Origin of the sequence: Nocardia aurea (assembly GCF_003123685.1) — a bacterium.
Lineage (GTDB): Bacteria > Actinomycetota > Actinomycetes > Mycobacteriales > Mycobacteriaceae > Nocardia > Nocardia aurea.
Genome location: NZ_QCYJ01000021.1, coordinates 141280 through 164284, shown reverse-complemented (window position 1 = coordinate 164284; position 23005 = coordinate 141280). Strand labels below are relative to the sequence as shown.

The following is a 23005-nucleotide window of genomic DNA, read 5'->3' as shown; positions in this document are numbered from 1 at the left end:
GGTCACTCCTGTGGGGTAGGGCCGCGATGGCGGCGGCTGGAGATCCTGGAGCTGTCTGTCATTCCTGGATGTGGATGGCCATGGCGGGACAGACCGCCGCCGCCTGCCGCACGTCCTCGGCGAGTTCCTCGGGCGGGTTCTCGTCCAGCAGGACGACGATGCCGTCGTCGTCGCGCTGATCGAACACATCGATCGCGTGCATGACGCAATGCCCGGCCGCGACGCATTTGTCTTGTTCGACAGTCACTTTCATCGGGAACTTCCTTTCTGTTCGATCACGAGGCGGTCCGCTGGGCCGTGACGGGAGCCTCGAGCGCGTCGACGGCGAGCGCGTCGACCACGTGTTGCCGGTGTGCACGGCACTGCTTGGGCATATTCCAGCCGAGCACCCCGGTGACCACGCCGTCGCGCTCGTATCGCGCGACGAAACGTCCGTCGGCCGGGTCGCCCTCGACCACCGTGGCGTGCGCGTCCGCGGCGATGACACCGTGGACCTGGATCTTGGTCTGGAACTGGTCGGTCCAGAAATACGGGACGGGCCGATACTCCCGGGGCGTGCCGACGATATTCGCGGCCACCACCATCGCCTGTTCGGTCGCGTTGGTGCGGTTCTCCAGGCGTATCGGTCCGCCGTAGCCCGCGTGCTGCCAGCGGGCGACATCCCCGACGGCGTAGATGTTTTCGGCGGCACGGCACTCGGCGTCGCAGACGACGCCGTTGTCGAGCCGCAGTCCGCTGCCCTCCAGCCACTCGGTGGCGGGCACCGCGCCGATGGCGACGACGACCAGATCGGCGGACAGCGTCTGCCCGGAGGCGAGTTCGACGCCGGTGACCGCGCCGTCGTCTTCGACGAGCCGGGTGACGCCGAGGCCCAAGCGCAGCCGCACCCCGCGTTCGGTGTGCAATTCCGCGAGCAGTCCGGAGGCGAGTTCGCCCAGCTGCGCGGCCATCGGGGCGGGCTGCGGGCCGGTCACCGTGACGTCCAGACCCATTTCCCTTGCGGTCGCGGCGATCTCGGCGCCGAGGACACCCTCGCCGACCACGATCAGCCGCGAACCGGCGAGCAGTCCTGCGCGCAGCGCGAGCGCGTCGTCCAGGGTGCGCAGCACGTGCGGACCGCGGGTGCCCGCCGTGACGGGCATGGTGCGCGGGCGCGCGCCGGTGGCGACGACGATATGGTCCGCGGTGATCGTCCTGGTCGCGGTGCGCACCGTCCGGTTCGCGGCGTCGAGTTCGCGCGCGGGATCGCCGAGGATCAGCTCGACATCGAGCGCCGACAGGATCTCGGGGGCGCGCAGCGTCGTCCGCTCCGGTGTCCACGCGCCGGACAGGATCTGTTTGGACAGCGGCGGACGATCGTAGGGCGGATGCGATTCCGCGCCGAGCAGCGTGATCCGCCCGCTGAATCCGTTGCGCCGCAGCGCTTCCACGGTCGTCAGCCCCGCGGCCGACGCGCCGACGACGAGTACATCGGTCATGGCGCGACTTCCCTGTTCGCACCGGCCGTGTCCACGTCCGGTCGCGATCGCGCCCCCACCGGCGCGAGGTAGATCGCGGTGACCGCGTCGACGAGTTCCTCCGCGTTGGTGTGCCACGAGGCCGCGTGATCGGGATCGGCGGCGATTCGTCGCTCGTGCTCGGCGCAGTTGCCGACGATCAGCTGACGCGCCATGGCGTTGCGCCGGTCGCGCAGGTCCGGCGCCAACTGGGGCAGGCAGCCGCGCAGACCTTTCGCGACCGCGACCGAGGACGCCAGACGTTCCTCGTTGAGCACGTCCCGGAATCCCGGGGTGACCGCCAATTGCGCGATGAACCGGGCGAACCAGGTCGGACCGCCCGATTCGGCCAGGTGCTCGCTGATGGGACGCACCAGGCAGGTGACCCATTGCCCGACATCGCCGGATTCGACGGCCCGGTCGACCAACGGCCTGCACCTCAGGTCGATCCGCTCCAGATGCGGTCGCACCACCGCGCGCACCAGCCCCGATTTCCCGCCGAAATGGTAGGTGACCGCGGACATATCGCCCACCCGCGCGGCGATCCCGACCTGGCGGTGGGTGACGCCGAATATTCCGCGTTCGGCGTAGAGTCGTTCGGCCGCAGCGAGTATGGCCTCGCGAGTGGTGATCGCCGACGGCGCGGTGTCGTCGGGGCCGCCCGTGTCGGTGTGCGTGAACGCGCGGTCACCGGACACGCGCGCTGGGGTCGTCCCGGATCGGATCATCGTGGCGCCTTGCGTAGCGGGAAGGCGGCGGAGAGGCCGCGTGACCTGGGCCGCGCTGTCGGTATGTCGTGTCGCTCACGCACGGCCCGATACCGCCTTCCCGTTCGAATCCGCCCGACGCCGCACCGGTTTGCCCGCGACCGTGCCGCCGTCGATCGGCAGAATCGTGCCGGTGATGTAGCGGGAGCGTTCACTGCCCAGATACAGGGCGGCCTCCGCGACGTCCTCCGGTGTCCCCTCCCGGTCCAACGGCCGGTCCGCGCGCATCGTCTCGCGCACCACGGCCGCGAAACGCTCGGCCTTCTCCGGCGACATTCCCGCCGCCGACGACGCGAGCAGCGTGGTCGGGATATTGCCCGGTGCGATGCAGTTGACCCGGATCTCGTGCTGGGCCAACTCGATCGCCGCGGACTTGGTGTACTGGATGACCGCGGCCTTGGACGCGCGATAGGTCATGACACCGCCACCGGCCTGGATGCCGCCGATCGAGGACATGTTCACGATCGAGCCGCCGCCGTTCTCGGCCATGTGCCGCGCGGCGAACTGGGTGCCCGCCATCACCCCGAGCACGTTGACCGACATCACCCGCGTGAAGTCGGCCAGATCGTCGTGCAGGATGCTCCGGTGCAGGGTGCCGGAGATCCCGGCATTGTTGACCATGACGTCCAGGGCGCCGAACGCGTCGAGCGCGAACGTGATCAGGCCGGCCATCTGTTCGAGATCGGCCACGTCCACGCACCGGAAGATCGCGCCGGTCCCGCACGCTTCGGCCACTTCCGCACCGCGTTCACGATTGGTGTCCGCGATGACGACGCGCGCGCCCTCGGCGTGGAAACGCTCGACGATCGCGCGACCGATACCGACGCTGCCGCCGGTGACGATCGCGACCTTTCCCGACAGTTCGTCGGCCATGGCCATCATTCCTTTCGTTTCGTCGGCGACACGGCGGTCGCCGTGGCGTCGAGGAATTTGTGCAGCACCGCGTTCACCGCGTCGGGCTGTTCGATCTGCGGGCAATGTCCCGCCCCATCGATGACGACCGACCGCGCCCCGGCGATCCGCCCCGCGATCTGCGCCGCCCACCCGGCGGGCAGCAGTTTGTCGCCGCCGCCCTCCACGATCAGGGTCGGCACCGAGATGCGCTCGTAGGCACGCTCGCTCGACGGGGCCGACGGCGCGTCGAGGCCCGGCCTGCGAAACCGCGCCGCCGCCACCGCTTCCCAGGCGCCGGGCAGGGTGCTGGACAGGAAACGCCTGCCGACATAACCCTCGTCCGCCGGATACTCGGGCCCGTGGAACAGCGCGGTCACGATGCGGCGCATCGCCTCCGAGGACGCGTCGTAGTCGTAGAGCGCCTGCATGTGCTCGTTGCGCTGGATCTCGCCGCCGCCGCAGATCGCGACGAGGCTGCGCACCGGCAGTCGCGGGAATTCCGAGGTGGCGTCGACGAGCAACATGATCGCGCCCATCGAATTGCCGACGAAATGCGCCGAATTCACGCCGAGTGCCGCGCAGAATCGCGCGATATGTCTGATGCGCATTCCGCGGCCGTCGGTGAAATCGATGACCTTGGCCGAATGGCCGAACCCGAGCATATCGGGCGCGAGCACTCGGTAGCGTTCGGCGAGCGCCTCGATGGTGTGTTCCCAGCCGATTTCGGCGCTCGCCCCGAATTCGCCGCCGTGCAGCAGGACGACACAATCGCCCGCGCCCGCTTCGAGATAACTCGTGGACAACCCGTCCACGACAACGGTTCTCCGTTCGACCGTCATGTCGCACTCCCCACTCTGTTCACCGCACCCACCGTCGTCCGGGCGACCGTGTCGATCCCGGTCCCGTTCACCGCCGTCCGACTCGCGGCCGCCCCGCCGAATCCGGTGTGACGGACGGCGCGCGCCTCCGATAGCCGTCCGGCCCCGTCGGCGTCCGACGGCGCGTCTGTGACGATGTCGACACGTTCGACCACCGCGATATCCGCGGGCAGGTCGACGGTGTCGGCGCTGTCGACGAGCAAACGGACAGCGTGCACGCCGAGATCCGTCAGAATATCACCGGCGGACCGGATATCGCTGTGCACCAGTGTGTTTCGTGCGGCAGCAGCCGGTGACGCGCGCGGGCAGGTCGCGGGCGTGCGGGACACCACGTCGTCGGGACCGCGCAGGTAGACCAGCACGCCGTCACCCGTCTCGGCGATGAGCGCCAGCGACCGGCGCAGACTGTCGCGGCACTCGCAGCGACGCGAGCCGAACACGTCCCCGAGCAGGCATTCGCTCTGTACCCGCGCCAGCGGAGCCTCGGCGCGGGCGAGATCGCCGTGGACGAGCGCGATATGTTCGCGCCCCGTCCCGTCGACGTAGCCGATCGCGCGGAACTGCCCGGCTTCCAGTGGAATCCGCGCCTCCCCCGCCCGCCGCACCCGGCACAGTTCGCGACGGCGGTACTCGATCAGTTCGGCGATGCCGATCACCGGGATGTCGTGCGCCGCGCCGAGTTCGAGCAGTTCCGGCAGTTCGGCCAATTCGCCGTCGACACCGCATATCTCGCACAGGACCGCCGCAGGTTCCATACCCGCCGCCACCAGGAGTTCGACCGCGGCGTCCGCGTGCAAGCCGACCGCGGGCGGCGGTACAGCCGCCGCCCCTACCCACGAGGCCACCCCCTCCGGCTGCGCGGTCACTGCCACCGGCGGTGCCGGCGTCGCCACCCGCGACCGCACCGCCGACTCTCCCACCGCGGCGAGTAGCCCACCTTCGCGGCACCCGACCGGGAAGACGTACCCGGGGCGGGTGAAATCCCGTTCGGTGGCGGCGGGGTCGACCAGCGCGCGAATGGTTTCGGCGCGACCGCGCGCGCTGATACCGCGCGTGGTCGCGGCCGCCACGTCCACCGACACGCGGAATGTGTCACGCGCGGGCCCGGTCGCGGTGGTGTCGGCGGGCGGGATGCCGAGCGCATCGAGCCGCGCCGCGCTCATCGCGACCCGGATCAGGCCGCGGCCCCGGGTCGCCATGAAATTGACGGCTTCGGCCGAGACGTGTCCCGCGCCGAGCACGAGATTGCCTGTCGCCGAATCGTCCTCGCCGTCGACGACGATGACCATCCGTCCGGATCGCACCGCCTCGACCGCGAACTCCACCGCGGCCGGGCCGCTCACGGCTTCGCCCCCGAACTGCGGGCGAAGGTCAGCACCTGGGTGGCCAGCATCTCGAGTTGGCTCTCGACCGTGGCATCGGTCAATTCGCCCGCGTTGTCCCAGATCTGCTCGGCGGAGTTGATCGCCACGCCGAGCGGTGTCGGCCACGCCCGCAGCGCGTGGCCGATCACCCGGAGCTGGCCGAGGGTGCCCACCGCCGCCTGCCACCCGTACGCACAGGTGATGCAGCCCCACGGCTTGTTGTCGAGGTAGACGGTCGGGTCGGCGCGCATGTCCTCGACATAGTCGAGCGCGTTCTTCACCAGACCGGAAATGCCGCCGTGGTAGCCGGGCGATCCGACGATCACGGCGTCGGCCGCGCGCAACGCCTCGACCAGGGCGGTGGCCCGCGGTGTCCGACTCTCGTCGTGCGGGCTGTACATCGGCAGGTTGATGTCCTCGCCGCTGAACAGCGCGGTACGCCCGCCCTGCTGCTCGACCGCCGCCAAGCAGCGCCGCAGCGCCCGCTCGGTGGACGAGTTCGCACGGAGGGTGCCGCCGATTCCGACGACGAACGGGCGTCCGTCACCTGTCACGGTGACATCCACGGCGCTGGCTGTACTTGCGGTCATGACCGTTACCTCGTGCTCTCACTACTTGATGGCGATCGGGTTGATCGGCGAGCCGACCGCGCCGATGACTCGCAAAGGTGGCGCGACGAGCTGGAATTCGTACACGCCGTCGGCGGCGCAGTCCGCGGCGAGGGCGGTGAGATCCCAGTACTCGCCCAGCATCAGACCCATGTCCCGCAGGCAGAGCATGTGCATGGGCAGGAAGGTGCCGTCGACGCCGGAGGTGGGGTCCTCGACCATGAGGTTGTCCGCCGCGACCGCGGCCACCTCACGTTCGTGCAGCCAGGGCGCGCACAGCCAATCCAGGCCCGAATAGGATTCGCCCCGGTCACCCGTCTCCAGGTATCGCGCCTGCCATCCGGTGTGGATCAGCACGATGTCGCCGCTGCCGACGGTGACGCCCTGGGCCGCCACCACCTCGTCCAATTCCTCGGGCGTGATGGGCGCGCCCGGCGCGAGATAGGTGTCGGCCTTGCGGTGACGAACCAGGTCGAGCAGCACACCCCGCGACGTGATGCCCTTACTGTCCACTTTGTCGATGCCGCAGTGGAAAGCGCCGAGACTGGTGACCGAATCCGCCGGGAACCCGTTGTAGAGCTTGTCCTCGTAGTAGACGTGCGACAGCGCGTCCCACTGGGTGGCGGCCTGCAACGGCATGATGATCATGTCGTCGTTGAAGCGGAACGGATTCTGCGCGCCGTCGAAGAAGCTGCTCAGCTCCTGTCCCACGGTATTGGACAGCCATTTCGGCCCGTATTCGACCAGGGTCCGCGCGTCGCCGCCGTCCACGGTCATCACGTGCACCGGATTCTGGCGGAACTGGAACGCGCCCTGCGGTCCGTTGGAGCCGAAATCGATGCCGAGCGGGAAGACTTTCCCGTGCCTGACCAGACCGGCCGCCGCACTGACCTTGGCGGGGGTGATGAAATTGAGAGTTCCGAGTTCGTCGGCGGCGCCCCAACGGCCCCAATTCCGCACACCATCGGCGACCCGCCGGAAATCGGTCAAACTGGCCACGATGCTGCTCCTTCTAGATTCATCGCTCGAATCGCTCGAGTCGTTCGGTAGGTCACGGCGAGGTCGTCCCCGCGGTGATTCGTCCGGCCACATTGCCGCCGTCGACCCACAGCACCTGCCCGGTCACATAACTGGCCACGGCACTGTTCAGAAAGACGAGCACAGCCGCCTGCTCGGAAGGATCGGAGACCCGGCCCAACGGTTTCGGGATATCGTCGAGATATTCCGAGCCGTAGGCCGTTCGCAATTGATCCAGGATCGGCGTTTCCGTCACTCCCGGTCCGGTGCAATTGATTCTGACGCCGCGAGCACCGAGCTTCGCGGCATTCGCCATGGTGTACAGGATGATCGCTTCCTTCGAGAGGCGATATCCGCCGTCCGCCAGGGCATCCGGGTTCCGCTCACACCACAGGACGCCTTCGGCCATGTCGGTGGTTTCGAGCAGTCCGCGCACGCTGTCCTGGTTCTCGCGGTAGGACGCCGCCGCCAGCGAGGACACGCTCGCGATCGTCGCCCCGGCTTGCATCCGCGGCGCCAGCGCCTCGGTGAACTGCCGCAGACCGAGGAAGTTGATGGTCACCACGCGCAGTGGATTCCCGATTCCGGACGACACGCCCGCGACATTGAACAGCGAGTCGACCCGGGGACCGACCGCGGCCGCGGCACGCTCGATCGCGGCGGAATCGGCCATGTCCACGTGGTGGAACTCCTCGATTTCCACCGAGGGCGGCACCAGGTCGAGCCCGACCACCTCGGCGCCCAGTTCACGCAGTTGGCGAGCCAGGGATGCCCCGATTCCCGAGGCACACCCGGTCACGACGACTCGTTTGCCGTCGTAACGCCACAATTCGTCGATGGATGTCATGGTCAGGTACCGCTGCTCGAGGTGAGCGAGGAGTCGTCGGCGGCGGCGTGCTCGGGTCGGGAGCTGTCGTCCTCGCCGGACGTGGCACCTGTCCGCGCGGCGATATGCTTCACCGCGATGTACCCGAAGGTCATCGCCGGGCCGATGGTCGCGCCCGCGCCGGCGTAGCTGCGTCCCATCACCGGAGCCGAAGCGTTGCCGACCGCGTAGAGCCCGGCGATGACGCCGCCGTCCGCACGCAACACCCTCGCGTGCTCGTCGGTACTGAGTCCGCCCGAGGTACCGAGATCGCCCAGCACCATTCGGAACGCGTAGTACGGCGGCTTGCCCAGCGGCGCCAGATTCGGATTGTCCAGCGTCGGATCGCCGTAGTAGTTGTCGTAGACACTCACACCGCGGTGGAAATCCTCGTCGTCGCCACTTCGCGCCAACACGTTGAACCGCTCCGCCGTGGCGCGCAGCGCGTCCGCGGGCACATCGATCTGCGCGGCGAGTTCGGCCCACGAGTTCGCCGCGCGCACCACCCCGGAGTCGAGCCAGGCCTGAGGGATCTTGCGCCCCGTCGGTACCGGCGCGAACGGAATCTTGGGCAGCGGAAGATGTCCCGCGACCACGTAGCGGTGGAACGAGCGCGCGTCGGTGATCAGCCAGCACGGAATATGCGGAACGCCGGTGCGCTGGCCCTCGATCATCGCGTGACCGAAGTCCATGTACGGCGCGGCCTCGTTGATGAACCGCTCGCCCGCGCCGTTGACGATGAACTGCGAGGGCATCATGCGTTCGTTGAGCATGAATTGCATACGGCCGTCGGGCCATTGGATCGCCGGGAACCACCAGGACTCGTCCATGAGTTCGGTGGCGGCGCCGACCTGTTGTCCCGCGCGGATGCCGTCGCCGACCGCGAGCGGATTGCCGAAGCTCCAGTCGTCCTCGATCTCGGGCAGGTGTTCCTTGCGCCAGGCCATGTCGTGGTCGAATCCGCCCGCCGCGATGATCACCCCGCCCCTGGCCTCGACGCGCAACCGCCGACCGCCGCGTTCGATCACCGCGCCGATCACCGAACCGTCGGCCGCGGCGATGAGCGAGGTCATCGGAGAACTGAGCCAGAGCGCAATATTCCTGTCCCGCATCGCGAGTCGCAGCCGGGCCACCAGCGACTGCCCGATGGCGGCGATCCGGTCGCCGAAGACCCGCGCCCGGAACATCCGCCACAGCAGTTTGAGCAGGACGGCCTTGCCGCGCCAGTTCTGGCGCACCTGATAGAACAGCCGCAGATCCTTGGGCCCGAGCCAGATACCCTTGGGCGCCAACGCCAGTGGCGCCAGCAGGTTCTGCTCCTCGTCGCCGAGCACCCGCAGATCGATCGGCGGAACGTTGATCGTGCTGCCCTGTTCGGAGCCGCCCGGCAATTCCGGGTAGTAGTCGGCGTAGCCGGGTTTCCACACGAATTCCAGCCACGGACCGCACTTCTCCAGGAATTCCATCATCGCGGGCGCCTGCTCCACATACGCGCGTAATCTCGCGTCGGTGACCAGCCCTTCGGTGATGGTCCGCAGGTAGGCGACGACCTCTTCGGGATCGGGCGAGTATCCGTCGCGGCGCTGTGCGGGGGCGTTGGGCACCCAGATGCCGCCGCCGGACAGCGCGGTGGAACCGCCGTAGCGATCGGCCTTCTCGACCACCAGCACCTCGAGTCCGGCGTCGGCGGCCGTCAGCGCCGCGGCCATGCCGCCGCCGCCCGAGCCGATCACCAGGACGTCGACGGATTCGTCGAAGGTTTCCGACGTCTCGGATGTCACTGTCGTCTCCTGTCGTTCGCCCACGCGGTCCGGTCCGTGTCCGGAATCGCGGTGCGCACGGCGAATCCGGCGATCAGCGCCGGGGCCGCGCGGTAGTAGCGCACACCCGTTCGGTATTTGCCCTGGGTCGCCAGGGCGGCGTAGGCGGCCACCCAGGTGCGGATCTCGTGGGCGGAATTGCCGCCCTCGCGGGTGATCGTGGCGTTGTCCCAGTCGTCGAACGCGTCGAGCCTGCCCTCGTCGAGGAGATCGAGGAACAAGCCGTCCCAGTCCGGGTTGAGGGGTTTGAGAGGGCTTTCACCCACCGCGAAGTCACGAGCCGCCGCGATCACCGCCGTCTGCCTGGCCGCGCGCTGCTCCGGTGTCTGCGGGGTCCCGTGCACGATGCGGTCGAGCACCGGGCCGGTGGCCGTGGCTCGCGCGGGAACGGGCGGATCGTGCGACAGTCCACCCGAGCCGATGAGCAATACCCGCTTGTCCAGCGACGCCAGGTATTCGCCGACCGCCCTGCCCAGAGCCGCGGCGCGACGCAGCGGTCCCAGCGGTGTCGCCACCGCGTTGACGAAGATCGGGATCACCGGAAGCGCGCGAGCGTCGCCGAGCAGTCGCTGCAACGGCTGGGTGGTCGCGTGGTCGACATCCATCGTCGCCGAGACCGAGATGTCCACGCCCGCGTCGAGTATCGCCTGCGCGCAGTCGCCCGCCAGTTGTTCGGGCACGTCGAGCGTACCCGCATAAGTGCCGTAGTCACCGATGCCCTGCGCCGAGGTACCGAGGCAGAACGGCGGCATCAGGCGGTAGAAGAAGCCGTTGTAGTGATCGGGCGAGAACGTCACCACCAGTTCCGGGTCCCAGGCCCGCACGAATTCGCGCGCCTGCGCCAGCGCGCCGCCGACCTCGTCGACGAGTTCGGCTTCGGGCCCCGGCAGATCAAGCAGAGGGCTGTGCGAGACGCAGCACAGAGCCAGCGCCATGTTCACCTCCGTCGGTCAGACCGAGCGCGGCGAACAACTCCGCGCTCAATTCGGGGGCGAGTTGGGCGATGCACGCACCGGCCACGCAGCGATCGGGCCGCAGGAACAGCACCGAATCCAACTGCCCGTCGAACCAACTCTTCAGCGCACCGGTCCGGTCGCCGACGACGACCACATCGGGATCGTCGTGTCCGGTCCAGTGCAGCTGCGTCGCGGGCCTGGCGGCGACGAAGACCGCGCCGAGCGATTTCCAGCGCGCGAAGGCCGCCTCGCCGAGTACCTCGCGGGGCCGGTTGTTCCAGCACAGCACCGCGAACCACGGGCCGAGCACCTCGTCGAGCGGGACATCGGACCGATCCCTGGTGTCCACGCGCGGCTGGATGAACAGCGTGCCGACCGCCGACCGCGGCGAACGAGTGTGCTTGTGCACCACCGCGCCCTGGTCGTAGCGCGGCATCGGCTTGAACCGCATGCCGAGCACATAGCGCTTCACCGGCGGTATGGCCGCCGCGATCCGCACCGCGACATCACGGAAAGCCGTCACCCTGGGATTGGTCGGCGAGATGACCTTGCCCACCATCGTGGACAGGTCGATCATCGCGCGGGCGTGTTTGCGCCGCTCCTGGTCGTAGCTGTCCAGCAGGGCGTCGCCCGCGTGGCCGTTGATCACGGCGGCGAGCTTCCAGCCCAGATTCGCCGCGTCCCTGATCCCGCTGTTGTATCCCTGGCCCTGCCAGACCGGCATCAGGTGCGCCGCGTCGCCCGCGAGCAGCAGCCTGCCGCGGCGGAACGCGCTCGCGATCCGCGAATGATGGGTGTACACCCGTCGCCTGATGACATCGACCCGCTCCGGGTACGGCACGAACGGCGCGATCATCTTCGCGACGAAGGCGGGATCCTCGGCCAGTTCGTCGGATTCGTCGTCGTGGATCATGAATTCGAAACGCCGGATGCCGTGCGCGATCGAGACCGAGACATTCGGCCGCGCCGGATCGGCGCCGACCTCGATATTGGGATGTCCCAACGGATCCGAGGCGATATCGACGACGAGCCAGCGGGTCGAGGACGTCGTCCCCTCGAAGCTGACGTCCATCTGGTGTCTGGTCGCGCTCCGGCCGCCGTCGCAGCCGACCACGTAGCGCGCGGCGATCGTCGAGGACCCCTGCGGGCCGTCGACCTGCACGCGCACCGTCTCGCCCGCATCCGTACACGACCGCATCGCGTGGTGCCACAGGATCTCGACACTCGGATAGCGGTCCAGACCGGCGAGCAGTTCGGCGTCGACGAGCGACTGGACGAAACCGTTGCGTTTCGGCCATCCGAACGAGGTGTCGGTGGGCGCGATCTCGGCGAGCAGTGCGCGTCGGGCGTCGACGAATCGCAGGATCTGATTCGGCGTGGTGTGCGGGAGGATTCGATCGGTGAGCCCGATCGACTGGAAGGTGCGCAGCGATTCGTCGTCGAGCCCGACGCCGCGCGGATAGTCGATCAGGGTGGCCCGTTCCTCGACGATCAGGACGCGAACACCGTGGTGGCCCAGGATATTGGCCAGGGTCAGTCCCACCGGTCCCGCGCCGACCAGGACCACATCCGCTGTGCGTTCCCCGGTCACGGCCGACCGCCGAGCAGATGGTCGAGGTGGATGGCGTCGAAGGTTTTCGCGTCCTCGTACTGGGGCCAGTGCCCGCAGTCGGGCATGACCTCGAAACGCGCGCCGGGAATCATCGACGCGATGCGCCGTCCCTCGCTGACGTCCGCGGTCGGGTCGTCACTGGTCCACAGCACCAGGGTTGGTGCCTTGATGCCGCCGTACTCCTTCTCCCCCAGCAGATTTCGCTGACGGATCTCGGGGTCCTGCAACGCCATGATGTCGCGCATGGCGGCGACGAATCCGGGCTGACGATAGATCCGCTGCCTGCTGGCGACGATATCGTCGTAATCCTTGGTCTTGTCGGCCATCAGCCATTTGATCCTGGCCTGCACCGTCTCCCAGGTCGGATCGCTCACCGCCGCCATCGACAGCGTCACGATGCGCGCCATGACGACCGGATCGGCCTGGGAACCGCCCGCGGTGTTGAGCACCAGGCGGTCGATGCGGTCCGGGTGGTCGAACGCCGCCCGCGCCGCGACCCAGCCGCCCAGCGACTCACCGCTCAGGCTCACCTTCTCGACCCCGATCGCGTCGAAGAACGCGATGAGATGGTCGACGTAGTGGGCGATTTCGAGCGGATGACCGGGTTTGTCGGTGTACCCGTGCCCCAGCATGTCGATGGACCACGTCGAGAAATGCTCGGCGTGCGCCTCCAGATTGCGGATGTAGGCCTCGGCGTGACCGCCGGACCCGTGCAGCAACACCAAGGTCGGCAGGGACCGGTCACCGGCGTGCAGGTAGCGCGTGCGCACTCCGCCCACGTCGAGGTATCCCTGGGTGAAGGACACACCCTGCAGGTCGCTCCAGATGCTTTCGTACTCGGCCACTCGCTACCTCCATCTCCCCGGCGCAGTCGCCCGTCTGTGTGTCAGCACTCGACCGACTTACCGGTCGCCGCCGTATGTCCGGCGCGAAAACCCCACGTCATCCCGGGGCCGATGGTGCCGCCCGCGCCGCCGTAGGCGCGGCCGGTGACACCTGCCATCGCGTTGCCCGCCGCGAACAGACCGGGCAGGACGTGCCCGTCGACGTGCAGCACCCGGCCGTCGCGATCGGTACGCGGTCCGCCCTTGGTGCCCATCGCGCCGACGGTCACCGGCACCGCGTAGTACGGCCCGGAGTCCAGCGGCCCGAGGGTGCGCCCCGCGACGGTGGCGGCCGAGTCGTCGCCCCACCACCCGTCGTAGGCGCTCGATCCGCGGCCCCAGTCCGGGTCCACCTCGTCGGCGACGGCGCTGTTCCAGCGCGCGACGGTCGAGGCGAGGCCGTCCGGGTCGATACCGGTCTTCGCGGCCAGCTCGGCGAGATCTGCCGATTCGCAGAACCAGTCCGGCACCGGATCACCCGGCGCGATGCCGAGAAATCCGTAGCGGCGCAGGTGAATCGCGTCGAAGACGATCCAGGCCGGATCGTTGACGTACCCGCCGCGCGGGTCGAGGTAGTGGAATGCGCCCGCCATCGAGTTGTATTCCGACGCCTCGTTGACGAACCGTTTACCCGCGCGATTGACCATGATGCTGCGGGGTCGGGTGCGTTCGAGGCGAACGCTGCGACTGCGCGGCTGTCCGTCGATGGTGTCGCCGGGGATCCGCACGATGGGGACCCACCAGGCTTCGCTCATGGTGCCCAGGTCGGCGCCGTGCGCCATGGCCATGCGCAATCCGTCGCCGGTGTTGTTCGGTGGTGACACCGCGCCGTGCATCGGCCCGCGCAGATAGGCCTTGACCAGATTCCGATCCCATTCGAATCCGCCGGTGGCCAGGATGACACCGCCGCGGGCCCGGACGGCGAGTTCGCCTGTCGCCGTGGCGATCCGGACGCCGACGATGGCGCCGTCCTCGGCGATCAGCTCGACCGCGCGCGCGTCGGTGCGCGGTCGCACGCCCGCCGCGAGCACGCCCGCGAGCAGTCCGGCGACCAGGGCGGTACCCGCCACGCACGGATCACCGGCTTCGTTGTCGACGGTGACGTGCAGTCTGGCCCTGGTCTCCGCGTCGAAACCGACATTGCTCCAGTCGGCGGGGAACGCGGTGATGCGGTCGCTCCACTCGCCGAGCCTGGTCAGATCGAAGGCCACCGGGCTCAGCGAACGTCCGCCTGTCGGCCTGCCACCGGGCAGTTCGGGTTTGTAATCCGGGAAGCCATCGGCGATTTCGAAGCGGACGCCGCTGTGCTCCTCCACGAAGTCGACCATCGCCGCGCCGGTGCGCACGAAGGTGTCGACCAGTTCGTCGTCCATCGAGCCGAACGCTTGCGCGCGTAAGTAGCTCAAAGCGGCCTCGGCGGTCAGCTCTCCGTCCGGAGACCGGCGATGCGCGGGAATCCAGGCGATTCCACCGGAGACGGCGCTGGTGCCCCCGACGGTGGCGGACTTCTCGAACAGGGCCACCTCCGCGCCGTTCACGGCGGCGCTGAGAGCGGCTGTCAGACCAGCGGCTCCACTGCCGAGTACGACAACATCGACAGTATCGTCCCAGGTAGAGGGTGGGTTTCTCATGAAAACCTCCATCTTCTAATAAGAGAATCGTATTCTCACAGCGACGCGTCCGCAATAGCTGCCCGAAGCAGATGTTTCTGGACCTTCCCGCTGGCGGTGCGGGGATACTCCGCGACCTCGAAAAGCCGCTCCGGCCACTTCTGGCGCGCGATACCCGCCGCCTCGAAATGTTGCCGCACCCCGGCCATCGACGGCATGGGATGCCCGGACCGCAGCCGCAGCACGGCGCCGACCTGTTCACCGAATCGGTTGTCCGGCACGGCGACCACCACCGCCTCGGCGACCTCGGGCATGCCGAGGAGCAACTCCTCCACCTCGAGCGCGCTGATGTTCTCGCCACCGCGAATGATGATGTCGGATTTGCGATCGGTGATCGTGAGGTGACCGTCCGGGTGCAGGACGCCGATATCGCCGGTGTGGTACCAGCCCTCGGCGTCGAACACCTTCGCCGTCAACGATTCATCGAGATACCCTACGCACAGGTCCGGCCCCCGGCTCAGGATTTCGCCATCTTCGGCCAACCTGATCTCGACACCGGGCATCGGTCTGCCGTCGGTCGCCAGCCGTTCGAATTCCGGCGCGTCGAACAGCGACCCGGAGATCGAAGGATGTTCGGTGCTGCCGTAGGCACGGAAAGCGGTGATGCCGAGATCGGCCAGCCTGCGGGTGACCGCGAGCGGCACCGCCGACCCGCCCAGCCCGAAGTACTGCACCCCGCGCAGATGTTCCGGGGTGAAATCGGGATGCTCGAGCAGACTCGTCACGAAATACGGTGGACCGCCGCCGATCGCGAGGCCGTCGTTCTTCATCAACGCCAGTGCCCGCTTCGGATCCCAGGCGTCGGCGAGGTGGATCGGCTTGCCGTGCAACACCGGAATGAGGAAGGCGCCGACCATTCCGATGAAATGACCGACCGGCGCGGCGGTCAGCTGGATGCTGCGGTCACGGACATTGCGCTCGGACAGCTGCCTGGCCTCGCACCCGAGCGTCTGATGACTGTGCACGACGGCCTTGGGCGCGCTCGTGGTGCCCGAGGTGAAGGCGATCAGCGCGGGCGCGGCCGGATCGATGCTCAGCGTGCCGGTCATCGGCTCGTCGGCGAGCAGCTGTTCGAAGTCGCGCCCGACCACCCCCACCACGGGAATGTCGGCGCAGACATCGGGTTCGTAGGTCATCCGGCCGAACCGCTCGGCGGTGATGAAGACGCTCGGCCGGGCGGTCTCGAAGATATGCGCGAGTTCCTTGCGCCCGTAGAAGTGCACGATCGGCACGATCGCGGCGCCGAGGAAGGCCGACGCCCAGAAGGTGGCCGCCGCTTCCATCCAGTTGGGTAGCTGGAAGGCGATGACATCGCCCGGCCCGACGCCCCGCGCGCGCAGGCCCGCGGCCAGCCTGCGCGCGACCAGTTCGACCTCGCCGACCGTGCCCGACCACGGCCTGACATCGGAGTGCACGCGGAAATCCCTGTCCCGAGCCGGCGCGAGGCTGCGACTCAGCAGGTCACCGAGCGTATCGGAGGTCCACCAACCCTCCTGCTCGTATCGAGTCCGCAGTTCAGAGGGAATCGTTCGCATGTGAAAACACCATTCTCAGTACGCGAGAGGAACTAATATGCGATGCACCGACACCGCCTCGAACGAGTGTGAACGGGAGCGCGCGTATCCGTAGCGAGAATGGCATCAATTCGCCAGGTAGATGCCGGAGTCTTGCAGGCAATCTATGGGTAGAGTACCGTTCTCATATAGCGGAAGTAAAATTCTTGCGCACCGGTTGGGGGATAGAAAGGGATCACTGTGGGACGTGTTGCGGGCAAAGTCGCATTCATCACGGGCGCCGCGCGTGGCCAGGGTCGCAGCCACGCTGTGCGACTGGCCGAAGAAGGCGCTGACATCATCGCGATCGACTTGTGCGAGAGCCTGACCACCGTCGGATACGCGTTGGCGACGCCCGAGGATCTGGAGGAGACCGCGGCCCTGGTGACCAAGACCGGGCAGCGCTGCTTCACCGCCAAGGCCGACGTGCGTGACGCCGCGCAGCTCAAGGCCGCGCTCGAGGCCGGTATCGCGGAACTGGGCAGGCTCGACATCGTCATCGCCCAGGCGGGCATCGCCGGTATGAAGGGCGAGCCGCAGATCGACGCGTGGACCGACGTCATCAACACCAACCTGGTCGGCACCATCAACGCCATCCAGGTCGCGCTCCCCCACCTGAGCGAAGGCGCCGCCATCGTCGCGACCGGTTCGACCGCCGCGCTGATGGACACCTCCAAGGTGGACGTGCCCGGCAAGGATCTCGGCGGTGCGGCCTACGTGCACTCCAAGCGTGCGCTGGCGTCGTATGTCCACGACCTCGCCACCCACATCGCACCGCGCGGAATCCGCGTCAACACCGTGCATCCGACCAACTGCAACACCCCGATGCTGCAGAGCGAGCCGATGTACCGCTCGTTCCGCCCGGATCTGGAGCACCCGACCCGCGCGGACGCCGAGCCGGTCTTCGGTGTGCAGCAGGCGATGCCGATTCCGTACATCGAGCCCGAGGACATCAGCAACGCCATCCTGTTCCTGGTCTCCGACGAAGGCCGTTACGTCACCGGCGTGCAGTTGCGCGTCGACGGCGGCGGCTACCTGAAGTGGTACGACTTCAAGATCTGAACGACCTGATTGCGCCGCACCGTCTGACGGTGCGGCGCATATCTTTAGGTGGACAACCGGATTCGAGCGGCGAGCACCTGTCATTCGCGGGGCGGCCGACACCGTGATCAAAGAGAGACAACACCGTGAGCACTGACGACGTCGCCACTGACGAAGGCCGTAAGGGCCCCCAGTACCACTTCGACCGGCACACCCCCGAATACCGGCACAAATTCCAAGAGATCACCGAAGAGATGCAGGCCAAGTGTCCCGTGGCCTGGACCGAAACCCACGGCGGGCACTGGGTCGCCGCCAGCGGCAACGCGGTCTTCGAACTCGCCCGCTGCCCAGCGGTTTCCAACGACCACGACCTGAACAACGAACGTCGCGGCTACAAGGGCATCTCCATCCCCTACGCCAAGCGCGTCTCGGTCGTTCGCGGCGGCATCCTCGAGATGGACGATCCCGAACACCGCATCTACCGGTCGGTCCTCAACCCCTACCTGTCGCCCGCCGCGGTCAAGCGTTGGGAACCGTTCATCGATGAGATCACGCGCGCGGCCCTGGACGAGAAGATCGAGTCCGGCAGTATCGATTTCGTCGACGACCTGGCCAATATCGTCCCGGCCGTACTGACGCTGGCCATGCTCGGCATCCCCCTGAAGCAGTGGTCGATCTACAGCGAGCCCGTGCACGCGGCGGTCTACACCCCCGAGGACTCACCCGATGTCACCCGCGTCGCGGAGATGCACCGCGCGATGGGTCTGGATCTGCTCACCAACATGCACGAGATCAAACAGAACCCGCGCCCGGGCCTGGTCAACGGCCTCGCCCAGCTCCGCATCGACGGCGAGCCCGCCCCCGACCTCGAACTGCTCGGCATGCTCGGCCTGATCATCGGCGGCGGCTTCGACACCACCACCGCACTCACCGCCCACGCCCTGGAATGGCTTTCGGAGAACCCGGAACAGCGCACCACCCTCAGCGCGGAGCGCGACCACCTGCTCGACCCCGCCACCGAGGAATTCCTGCGCTTCTACACCCCCGCGCCCGGCGACGGACGCACGATCTCCGAAGACGTGACGATCGACAACACCCGGTTCAAAGAGGGTGAACGACTGTGGCTGTCCTGGGCGATGGCCAACCGCGATCCCTCGATCTTCGAGGATCCGAACGAGATCGTCCTCGATCGCAAAGGCAACCGGCACTTCAGTTTCGGACTCGGCATCCACCGCTGCATCGGCTCGAACGTGGCGCGCACCGTCTTCAAATCCATGCTCACCGCCGTACTGGACCGCATGCCCGATTTCCGCTGCGACCCCGACGGCGCGGTGCACTACGACACCATCGGTGTCATCCAGGGCATGCGTAAACTCCCCGCCACCTTCACCCCGGGCAAACGTCTGGGCCCCGGCCTCGACGAGACACTCGAGACCCTGCAACAGGCCTGCGAGAAATACGGTCTGGCCGCGCCGGTCACCGAACGTCCGGAAGTCGCGCAGATTCGATGAGGTTCACCGCGGACGGTTCGAGCATCCCCGTCATCGATGCCAGCGTGCACATCTTCTTCGGCTCCAACCGGGATATGCGCGGTTTCCTGCGTGAGCCCTACAGGAGCCGTGGCATCCCCGATGCCGAGATGGACTGGTACGGCGCTCCCGGCGGCGAATACGCCGCCGGGACCAAGCCCGAGGGCCGGGGCAGATACCCCGGCTCGGATCCGGAGTTCGTCGGACGGCAACTGTTCGACGAACGCGGCGTCGATATCGCGATCCTGCATCCCATGACGCGCGGGATTCTGCCCGACCGGCATCTGACCACCGCGGTCCTGGCCGCGCACAACGAGATGCTGGTGACCCGCTGGCTCGACACCGGCGAATACTCCTCCCGGTTCCGCGGCACCATCCGCGTGAATCCGGAGGACATTCCGGGCGCGCTGCGCGAAATCCACAAATGGGGCGACCATCCGGGCGTGGTCCAGATCGGCATCCCGTTGCAATCGCGCGAACTCTACGGCAAACCGCAGTTCTGGCCGCTGTGGGAAGCCGCGGCGCAGGCGGGACTTCCGGTGGCGGCGCACGTGGAGACCGGTGAGAGCATCGGGTTCGCGCCGACGCCCTCGGGACATCCGCGTACCTACGAGCAGTACCTGGGCTTCCAGTCGCTCAACTACGTCTATCACCTGATGAACATGATCGCCGAGGGCGTTTTCGAACGGTTCCCGGCGTTGAAATTCGTGTGGGCGGACGGCGCCGCGGATATGCTGACCCCGTTCACCTGGCGTATGGACACCTTCGGTCGTCCGCATCTCGAGCAGACACCGTGGGCGCCTCGCATGCCGAGCGATTATCTGCCCGGCCACGTGTACTTCGTCCAGGGCAGCCTGGACGGTCCCGGCGATACCGAATTCGCCGGTGAATGGCTCGGATTCACGGGCAAAGAAGATATGGTGATGTTCGGGTCCAGTTATCCACACTGGCACAGCGGCGATATCGACACGCTGCCCTCCGCACTCACCGCCGAACAGCGCGAGAAGCTCTGTTGGCGCAACGCGGCCGGACTCTACGGAATCGACATCCCGGTTCCGTCGGGCACCCGGTAGTCGCTTTCGGTCCCTTGCAAGGAGACGACCATGACCTTGGCCCATCAGCAAGCACGCGTACCGGCCGCCGAGCAGGTCGCCGTCCGGGTCGTCGACTCGGACGTCCACCCCGTGCCGCGGCGCGGGGAACTTCTCGAGTACATTCCCGAGCCGTATCGCACGTCGTACTTTCGTAGTCATCGCGTCGGGGACACCATCCTCTACGACGCGCCCGACTACGCGCACGCGTACGCGATGCGGGTGGACTCGTTCCCGGAGAACGGTGAATTCCCCGGCAGTGACCCGGATCTGGCGTTTCGTCAGTTGATCCTGGACGCGGGTTCGGATATCGCGATCCTGGAGCCGACCGTCAAGGCCGCGCGGTTGCCCGAGGCGACCCAGGCGTTGGCCACCGGGGTCAATCACTGGCTGGCCAACCACTGGCTGGACTCGCACAACAATTGGCACACCCGGTGGCGTGGTTCGATCTGCGCGGCGATCGACGATCCGGTCGGCGCGGTCCGCGAGATCGAGCACTGGGCGGGTCACGAGTACATGTCCCAGATCCTCATCAAGGCCGAACCCCGTCCGGCGTGGGGTGATCCGAAGTACGACCCGATCTGGGCCGCGGCGACCAAACACGACCTGGTGGTCAGCTGCCATCTGGCGCGGGGCGCGTTCGAGACCATGCCGATGACGCCGGTCGGATTCCCCAGCTACAACCACGATTTCATGGTCACCTATTCGCTGCTCGCCGCGAATCAGATCATGAGCCTGATCTTCGACGGTGTCTTCGACCGGTTCCCGACCCTGCGGATCGTGTTCGTCGAACACGCCTTCACCTGGATCCTGCCGTTGATGTGGCGGATGGACGCCATCTACGAGGCGCGCAAATCCTTCACCGGAATCCGGCGCAAGCCTTCGGAATACGTGAAGGAGCACATCAAGTTCACCACCCAGCCGTTGGACTACCCCGAGGACAAGACGGAGTTGACCCGGGCGTTCGAGTGGATGGAATGCGAGAAGATCCTGCTGTTCTCCTCCGATTACCCGCACTGGACCTTCGACGATCCCAGTTGGCTCGCGAAACATTTACCTACTTACGCGCGTGAGCGGGTGATGTTCCGCAACGGCATCGAGACCTACCACCTCCCGGAGACGGTGCCCGTGCTCCAGGGGCAGAGGCGGGTGTTCTGAGTGTCGGACACCTCGGGACCCGCCGGTGAGCGCAGGTTGGCGCAGGGGCGTGAGCATGTCGTCGCCACCGTCGACGAGATCCCGCCCGGGAAGTCGAAGGTGGTGCCGATCGGGCGGCACGGTGTCGGCGTCTACAACGTCGGCGGCACCTACTACGCGATCGCGAATTACTGTCCGCACGAAGGCGGTCCACTGTGTTCGGGCCGCACCCGCGGACGCACGGTCGTCGACGAGAGCGTGCCGGGTGACGCGGTCATGGTGCGGGACAAGGAATTCATCTTCTGTCCGTGGCACCAGTGGGGTTTCGAACTCGCTACCGGAACGACGGCGGTGAAGCCGGAGTGGAGTATCCGCACCTATCCGGTGCGAATCGTCGGTGACGACGTCGTCGTGACGGCATGAGCAACAGTCGAAGGAGACCGTGATGGGCTCGGTGGAGATCAACGGTGGCCGCGTCGCCTACGAGATACTGGGCGAGACCGGCGAACTGATCGTGCTGACCCCCGGTGGGCGGTTCGGTATGGATATCCCCGGTGTGCGGCCACTCGCGCGGGCGTTGGTCGACGGCGGCTATCGCGTGCTGTTGTGGGACCGCCCGAACTGCGGTGATTCCGATGTGCAGTTCTACGGGCAGAGCGAATCGCACATGCGCGCGCACACCCTGCGCGGATTGCTGACCGCGCTCGATACCGGGCCGTGCGTGCTCGCGGGCGGATCGGGTGGTGCGCGGGATTCGATGATCACCGCGATCCTGTATCCGGAATTGGTCGAACGGCTGGTGCTCTGGAATATCGTCGGCGGTGTGTACGGGTCGTTCAATCTCGGCTCGTACTACATCATGCCGAGTTTGCAGGCCGCGCGCGCCGGTGGTGTGGAGAGTCTGGTGCGGCTGCGCGAATGGCGTGAGCTGATCGAACGGAATCCGGCCAACAAGGAGCGATTGCTCGCGCTGGATCGGGACGAGTTCGTGAGACTGCAACTGCGCTGGCTCAACGCCTACGTCCCCAAACCCGGTCAGACCATCCCCGGCGTCGAGGACGAGCTGTTCGACGGCATCACCGTGCCGACCCTGATCATCCGGGGCGGGGAGAACGATCTGGACCACCCCAAACGCACCTCGCTGGAGGTGAGTTGCCTGATCCGCGGTTCGGTCCTGATCGACCCGCCGTGGCCCGAGGACGCGTGGGAACGCGCGATGGAAGATCGCGCGTCCGGAAAGGTGAACCGCTACAACCTGTTCGACACCTGGGTACTCGCCGCGCCCGCCATCCTGCGATTCCTGAGCAGCTGATGGCCGCGCGCGATTCACTTCGCGAGAACGGTGACCTCGCAGTTGAGCGAGGCCTCGAGCGCGGTGTGCAGGCGGCTCTCCGGCACCCGCTCGAGATCTTCCTTCGCCACGATCACCGAGACGACGTCGAACCCGTCGGCGTCCTGGGTCCGCACGACCTCGGCGGTCAGCCCGAATCCGGCGAGGACGCCGTGGGCGTCGTCGTCGGTGCCGCGGCTGATGAAGGTCACCACACCGGCGGCGGGTTCGGTGCCGAAGGCCCGCGCGCAGAGTTCGAGCGCGGCCCGGTGTGCGCCGTCGGCGTCGTCGGTGGCGACGAGCAACTGCACTTCGCGCCGATTCGGCGGCGCGGCGGGCAGGTCGCCGCCGCCGAGCACCTCGCCCTCCCATGCCGCGACCCCGGCACGCAACGCCGAGACCCCTTGCGCCAGTTGCTCATCGGCGAGCTCACCGGCCGGGTCGATATTGATACGCAGCACCGCCGTCCTCATGTCGGCCAGCTTAACCAGGA

General features: G+C 67.4%; 22 protein-coding genes. 6 read left to right on the top strand and 16 right to left on the bottom strand.

The window, feature by feature from the left end:
- Positions 1 to 58 precede the first annotated feature (58 nt).
- The 15 genes from DAT37_RS08375 to DAT37_RS08305 form a co-directional block, all read right to left on the bottom strand.
- Positions 59 to 253, bottom strand: a complete 195-nt coding sequence (locus DAT37_RS08375) for a ferredoxin (protein ID WP_109524140.1) — start codon at positions 251 to 253, stop codon at positions 59 to 61.
- Positions 254 to 275: 22 nt separating this feature from the next.
- Complete coding sequence (locus tag DAT37_RS08370) at positions 276 to 1478, bottom strand: NAD(P)/FAD-dependent oxidoreductase (protein ID WP_109524139.1); 1203 nt, start codon at positions 1476 to 1478, stop codon at positions 276 to 278.
- Entirely contained in the window at positions 1475 to 2224 is a 750-nt protein-coding gene (locus DAT37_RS08365; protein ID WP_109524138.1) for a TetR/AcrR family transcriptional regulator, read from the bottom strand. Before DAT37_RS08365 ends, DAT37_RS08370 begins: the two co-directional genes overlap by 4 nt.
- A 75-nt stretch (positions 2225 to 2299) precedes the next feature.
- Positions 2300 to 3136, bottom strand: coding sequence for an SDR family NAD(P)-dependent oxidoreductase (locus tag DAT37_RS08360; protein WP_109524471.1), 837 nt, complete (start codon positions 3134 to 3136; stop codon positions 2300 to 2302).
- Between the two features lie 5 nt (positions 3137 to 3141).
- Positions 3142 to 3996 carry an alpha/beta fold hydrolase gene (locus DAT37_RS08355; protein ID WP_109524137.1) on the bottom strand — a complete coding sequence of 285 codons (855 nt, stop codon included), beginning with the start codon at positions 3994 to 3996 and terminating at the stop codon, positions 3142 to 3144.
- Positions 3993 to 5378, bottom strand: coding sequence for a 3,4-dihydroxy-2-butanone-4-phosphate synthase (locus tag DAT37_RS08350; RefSeq protein WP_109524136.1), 1386 nt, complete (start codon positions 5376 to 5378; stop codon positions 3993 to 3995). The genes DAT37_RS08355 and DAT37_RS08350 overlap by 4 nt, the downstream gene beginning before the upstream one ends.
- Entirely contained in the window at positions 5375 to 5989 is a 615-nt protein-coding gene (locus DAT37_RS08345; protein WP_109524135.1) for an NADPH-dependent FMN reductase, read from the bottom strand. The genes DAT37_RS08350 and DAT37_RS08345 overlap by 4 nt, the downstream gene beginning before the upstream one ends.
- 21 nt (positions 5990 to 6010) lie before the next feature.
- The gene (locus DAT37_RS08340) at positions 6011 to 7006 is read right to left on the bottom strand and encodes a cyclase family protein (protein WP_198654151.1); all 996 of its coding nucleotides are present in this window, start codon (positions 7004 to 7006) and stop codon (positions 6011 to 6013) included.
- A gap of 52 nt (positions 7007 to 7058) precedes the next feature.
- A complete protein-coding gene (locus DAT37_RS08335) occupies positions 7059 to 7871 on the bottom strand; it encodes a coniferyl-alcohol dehydrogenase (protein WP_109524134.1) in 813 nt (270 codons plus the stop codon).
- Between the two features lie 2 nt (positions 7872 to 7873).
- Positions 7874 to 9670 (bottom strand): FAD-binding protein, encoded by a 1797-nt coding sequence (locus DAT37_RS08330; RefSeq protein ID WP_109524133.1) that lies wholly within the window; start codon positions 9668 to 9670, stop codon positions 7874 to 7876.
- On the bottom strand, positions 9667 to 10644 hold the full coding sequence (locus DAT37_RS08325; RefSeq protein ID WP_109524132.1) for a 3-carboxyethylcatechol 2,3-dioxygenase: 978 nt from the start codon (positions 10642 to 10644) through the stop codon (positions 9667 to 9669). Before DAT37_RS08325 ends, DAT37_RS08330 begins: the two co-directional genes overlap by 4 nt.
- Entirely contained in the window at positions 10601 to 12256 is a 1656-nt protein-coding gene (locus tag DAT37_RS08320; protein ID WP_109524131.1) for a bifunctional 3-(3-hydroxy-phenyl)propionate/3-hydroxycinnamic acid hydroxylase, read from the bottom strand. The genes DAT37_RS08325 and DAT37_RS08320 overlap by 44 nt, the downstream gene beginning before the upstream one ends.
- The gene (locus tag DAT37_RS08315) at positions 12253 to 13122 is read right to left on the bottom strand and encodes an alpha/beta fold hydrolase (protein WP_109524130.1); all 870 of its coding nucleotides are present in this window, start codon (positions 13120 to 13122) and stop codon (positions 12253 to 12255) included. The genes DAT37_RS08320 and DAT37_RS08315 overlap by 4 nt, the downstream gene beginning before the upstream one ends.
- A 41-nt stretch (positions 13123 to 13163) precedes the next feature.
- Entirely contained in the window at positions 13164 to 14792 is a 1629-nt protein-coding gene (locus DAT37_RS08310; RefSeq protein WP_109524469.1) for an FAD-dependent oxidoreductase, read from the bottom strand.
- A gap of 35 nt (positions 14793 to 14827) precedes the next feature.
- Positions 14828 to 16366 (bottom strand): AMP-binding protein, encoded by a 1539-nt coding sequence (locus DAT37_RS08305; RefSeq protein WP_109524129.1) that lies wholly within the window; start codon positions 16364 to 16366, stop codon positions 14828 to 14830.
- 219 nt (positions 16367 to 16585) lie between these two features.
- Between DAT37_RS08305 and DAT37_RS08300 the strand changes: the two genes are divergently transcribed.
- From DAT37_RS08300 to DAT37_RS08275, 6 genes are all read left to right on the top strand, one after another.
- Positions 16586 to 17446 carry a mycofactocin-coupled SDR family oxidoreductase gene (locus DAT37_RS08300; protein WP_109524128.1) on the top strand — a complete coding sequence of 287 codons (861 nt, stop codon included), beginning with the start codon at positions 16586 to 16588 and terminating at the stop codon, positions 17444 to 17446.
- A gap of 125 nt (positions 17447 to 17571) precedes the next feature.
- A complete protein-coding gene (locus DAT37_RS08295) occupies positions 17572 to 18936 on the top strand; it encodes a cytochrome P450 (RefSeq protein WP_109524127.1) in 1365 nt (454 codons plus the stop codon).
- A complete protein-coding gene (locus DAT37_RS08290) occupies positions 18933 to 20027 on the top strand; it encodes an amidohydrolase family protein (RefSeq protein WP_109524126.1) in 1095 nt (364 codons plus the stop codon). The genes DAT37_RS08295 and DAT37_RS08290 overlap by 4 nt, the downstream gene beginning before the upstream one ends.
- Before the next feature lie 30 nt (positions 20028 to 20057).
- Entirely contained in the window at positions 20058 to 21203 is a 1146-nt protein-coding gene (locus DAT37_RS08285; protein WP_109524125.1) for an amidohydrolase family protein, read from the top strand.
- Complete coding sequence (locus tag DAT37_RS08280) at positions 21204 to 21605, top strand: Rieske (2Fe-2S) protein (RefSeq protein ID WP_109524124.1); 402 nt, start codon at positions 21204 to 21206, stop codon at positions 21603 to 21605. It abuts the gene before it with no gap.
- A gap of 22 nt (positions 21606 to 21627) precedes the next feature.
- A complete protein-coding gene (locus DAT37_RS08275; protein ID WP_109524123.1) occupies positions 21628 to 22494 on the top strand; it encodes an alpha/beta fold hydrolase in 867 nt (288 codons plus the stop codon).
- A gap of 14 nt (positions 22495 to 22508) precedes the next feature.
- On the opposite strand, the gene DAT37_RS08270 is transcribed toward DAT37_RS08275, so the two are convergent.
- Complete coding sequence (locus DAT37_RS08270; protein ID WP_109524122.1) at positions 22509 to 22985, bottom strand: hypothetical protein; 477 nt, start codon at positions 22983 to 22985, stop codon at positions 22509 to 22511.
- Positions 22986 to 23005 lie beyond the last annotated feature (20 nt).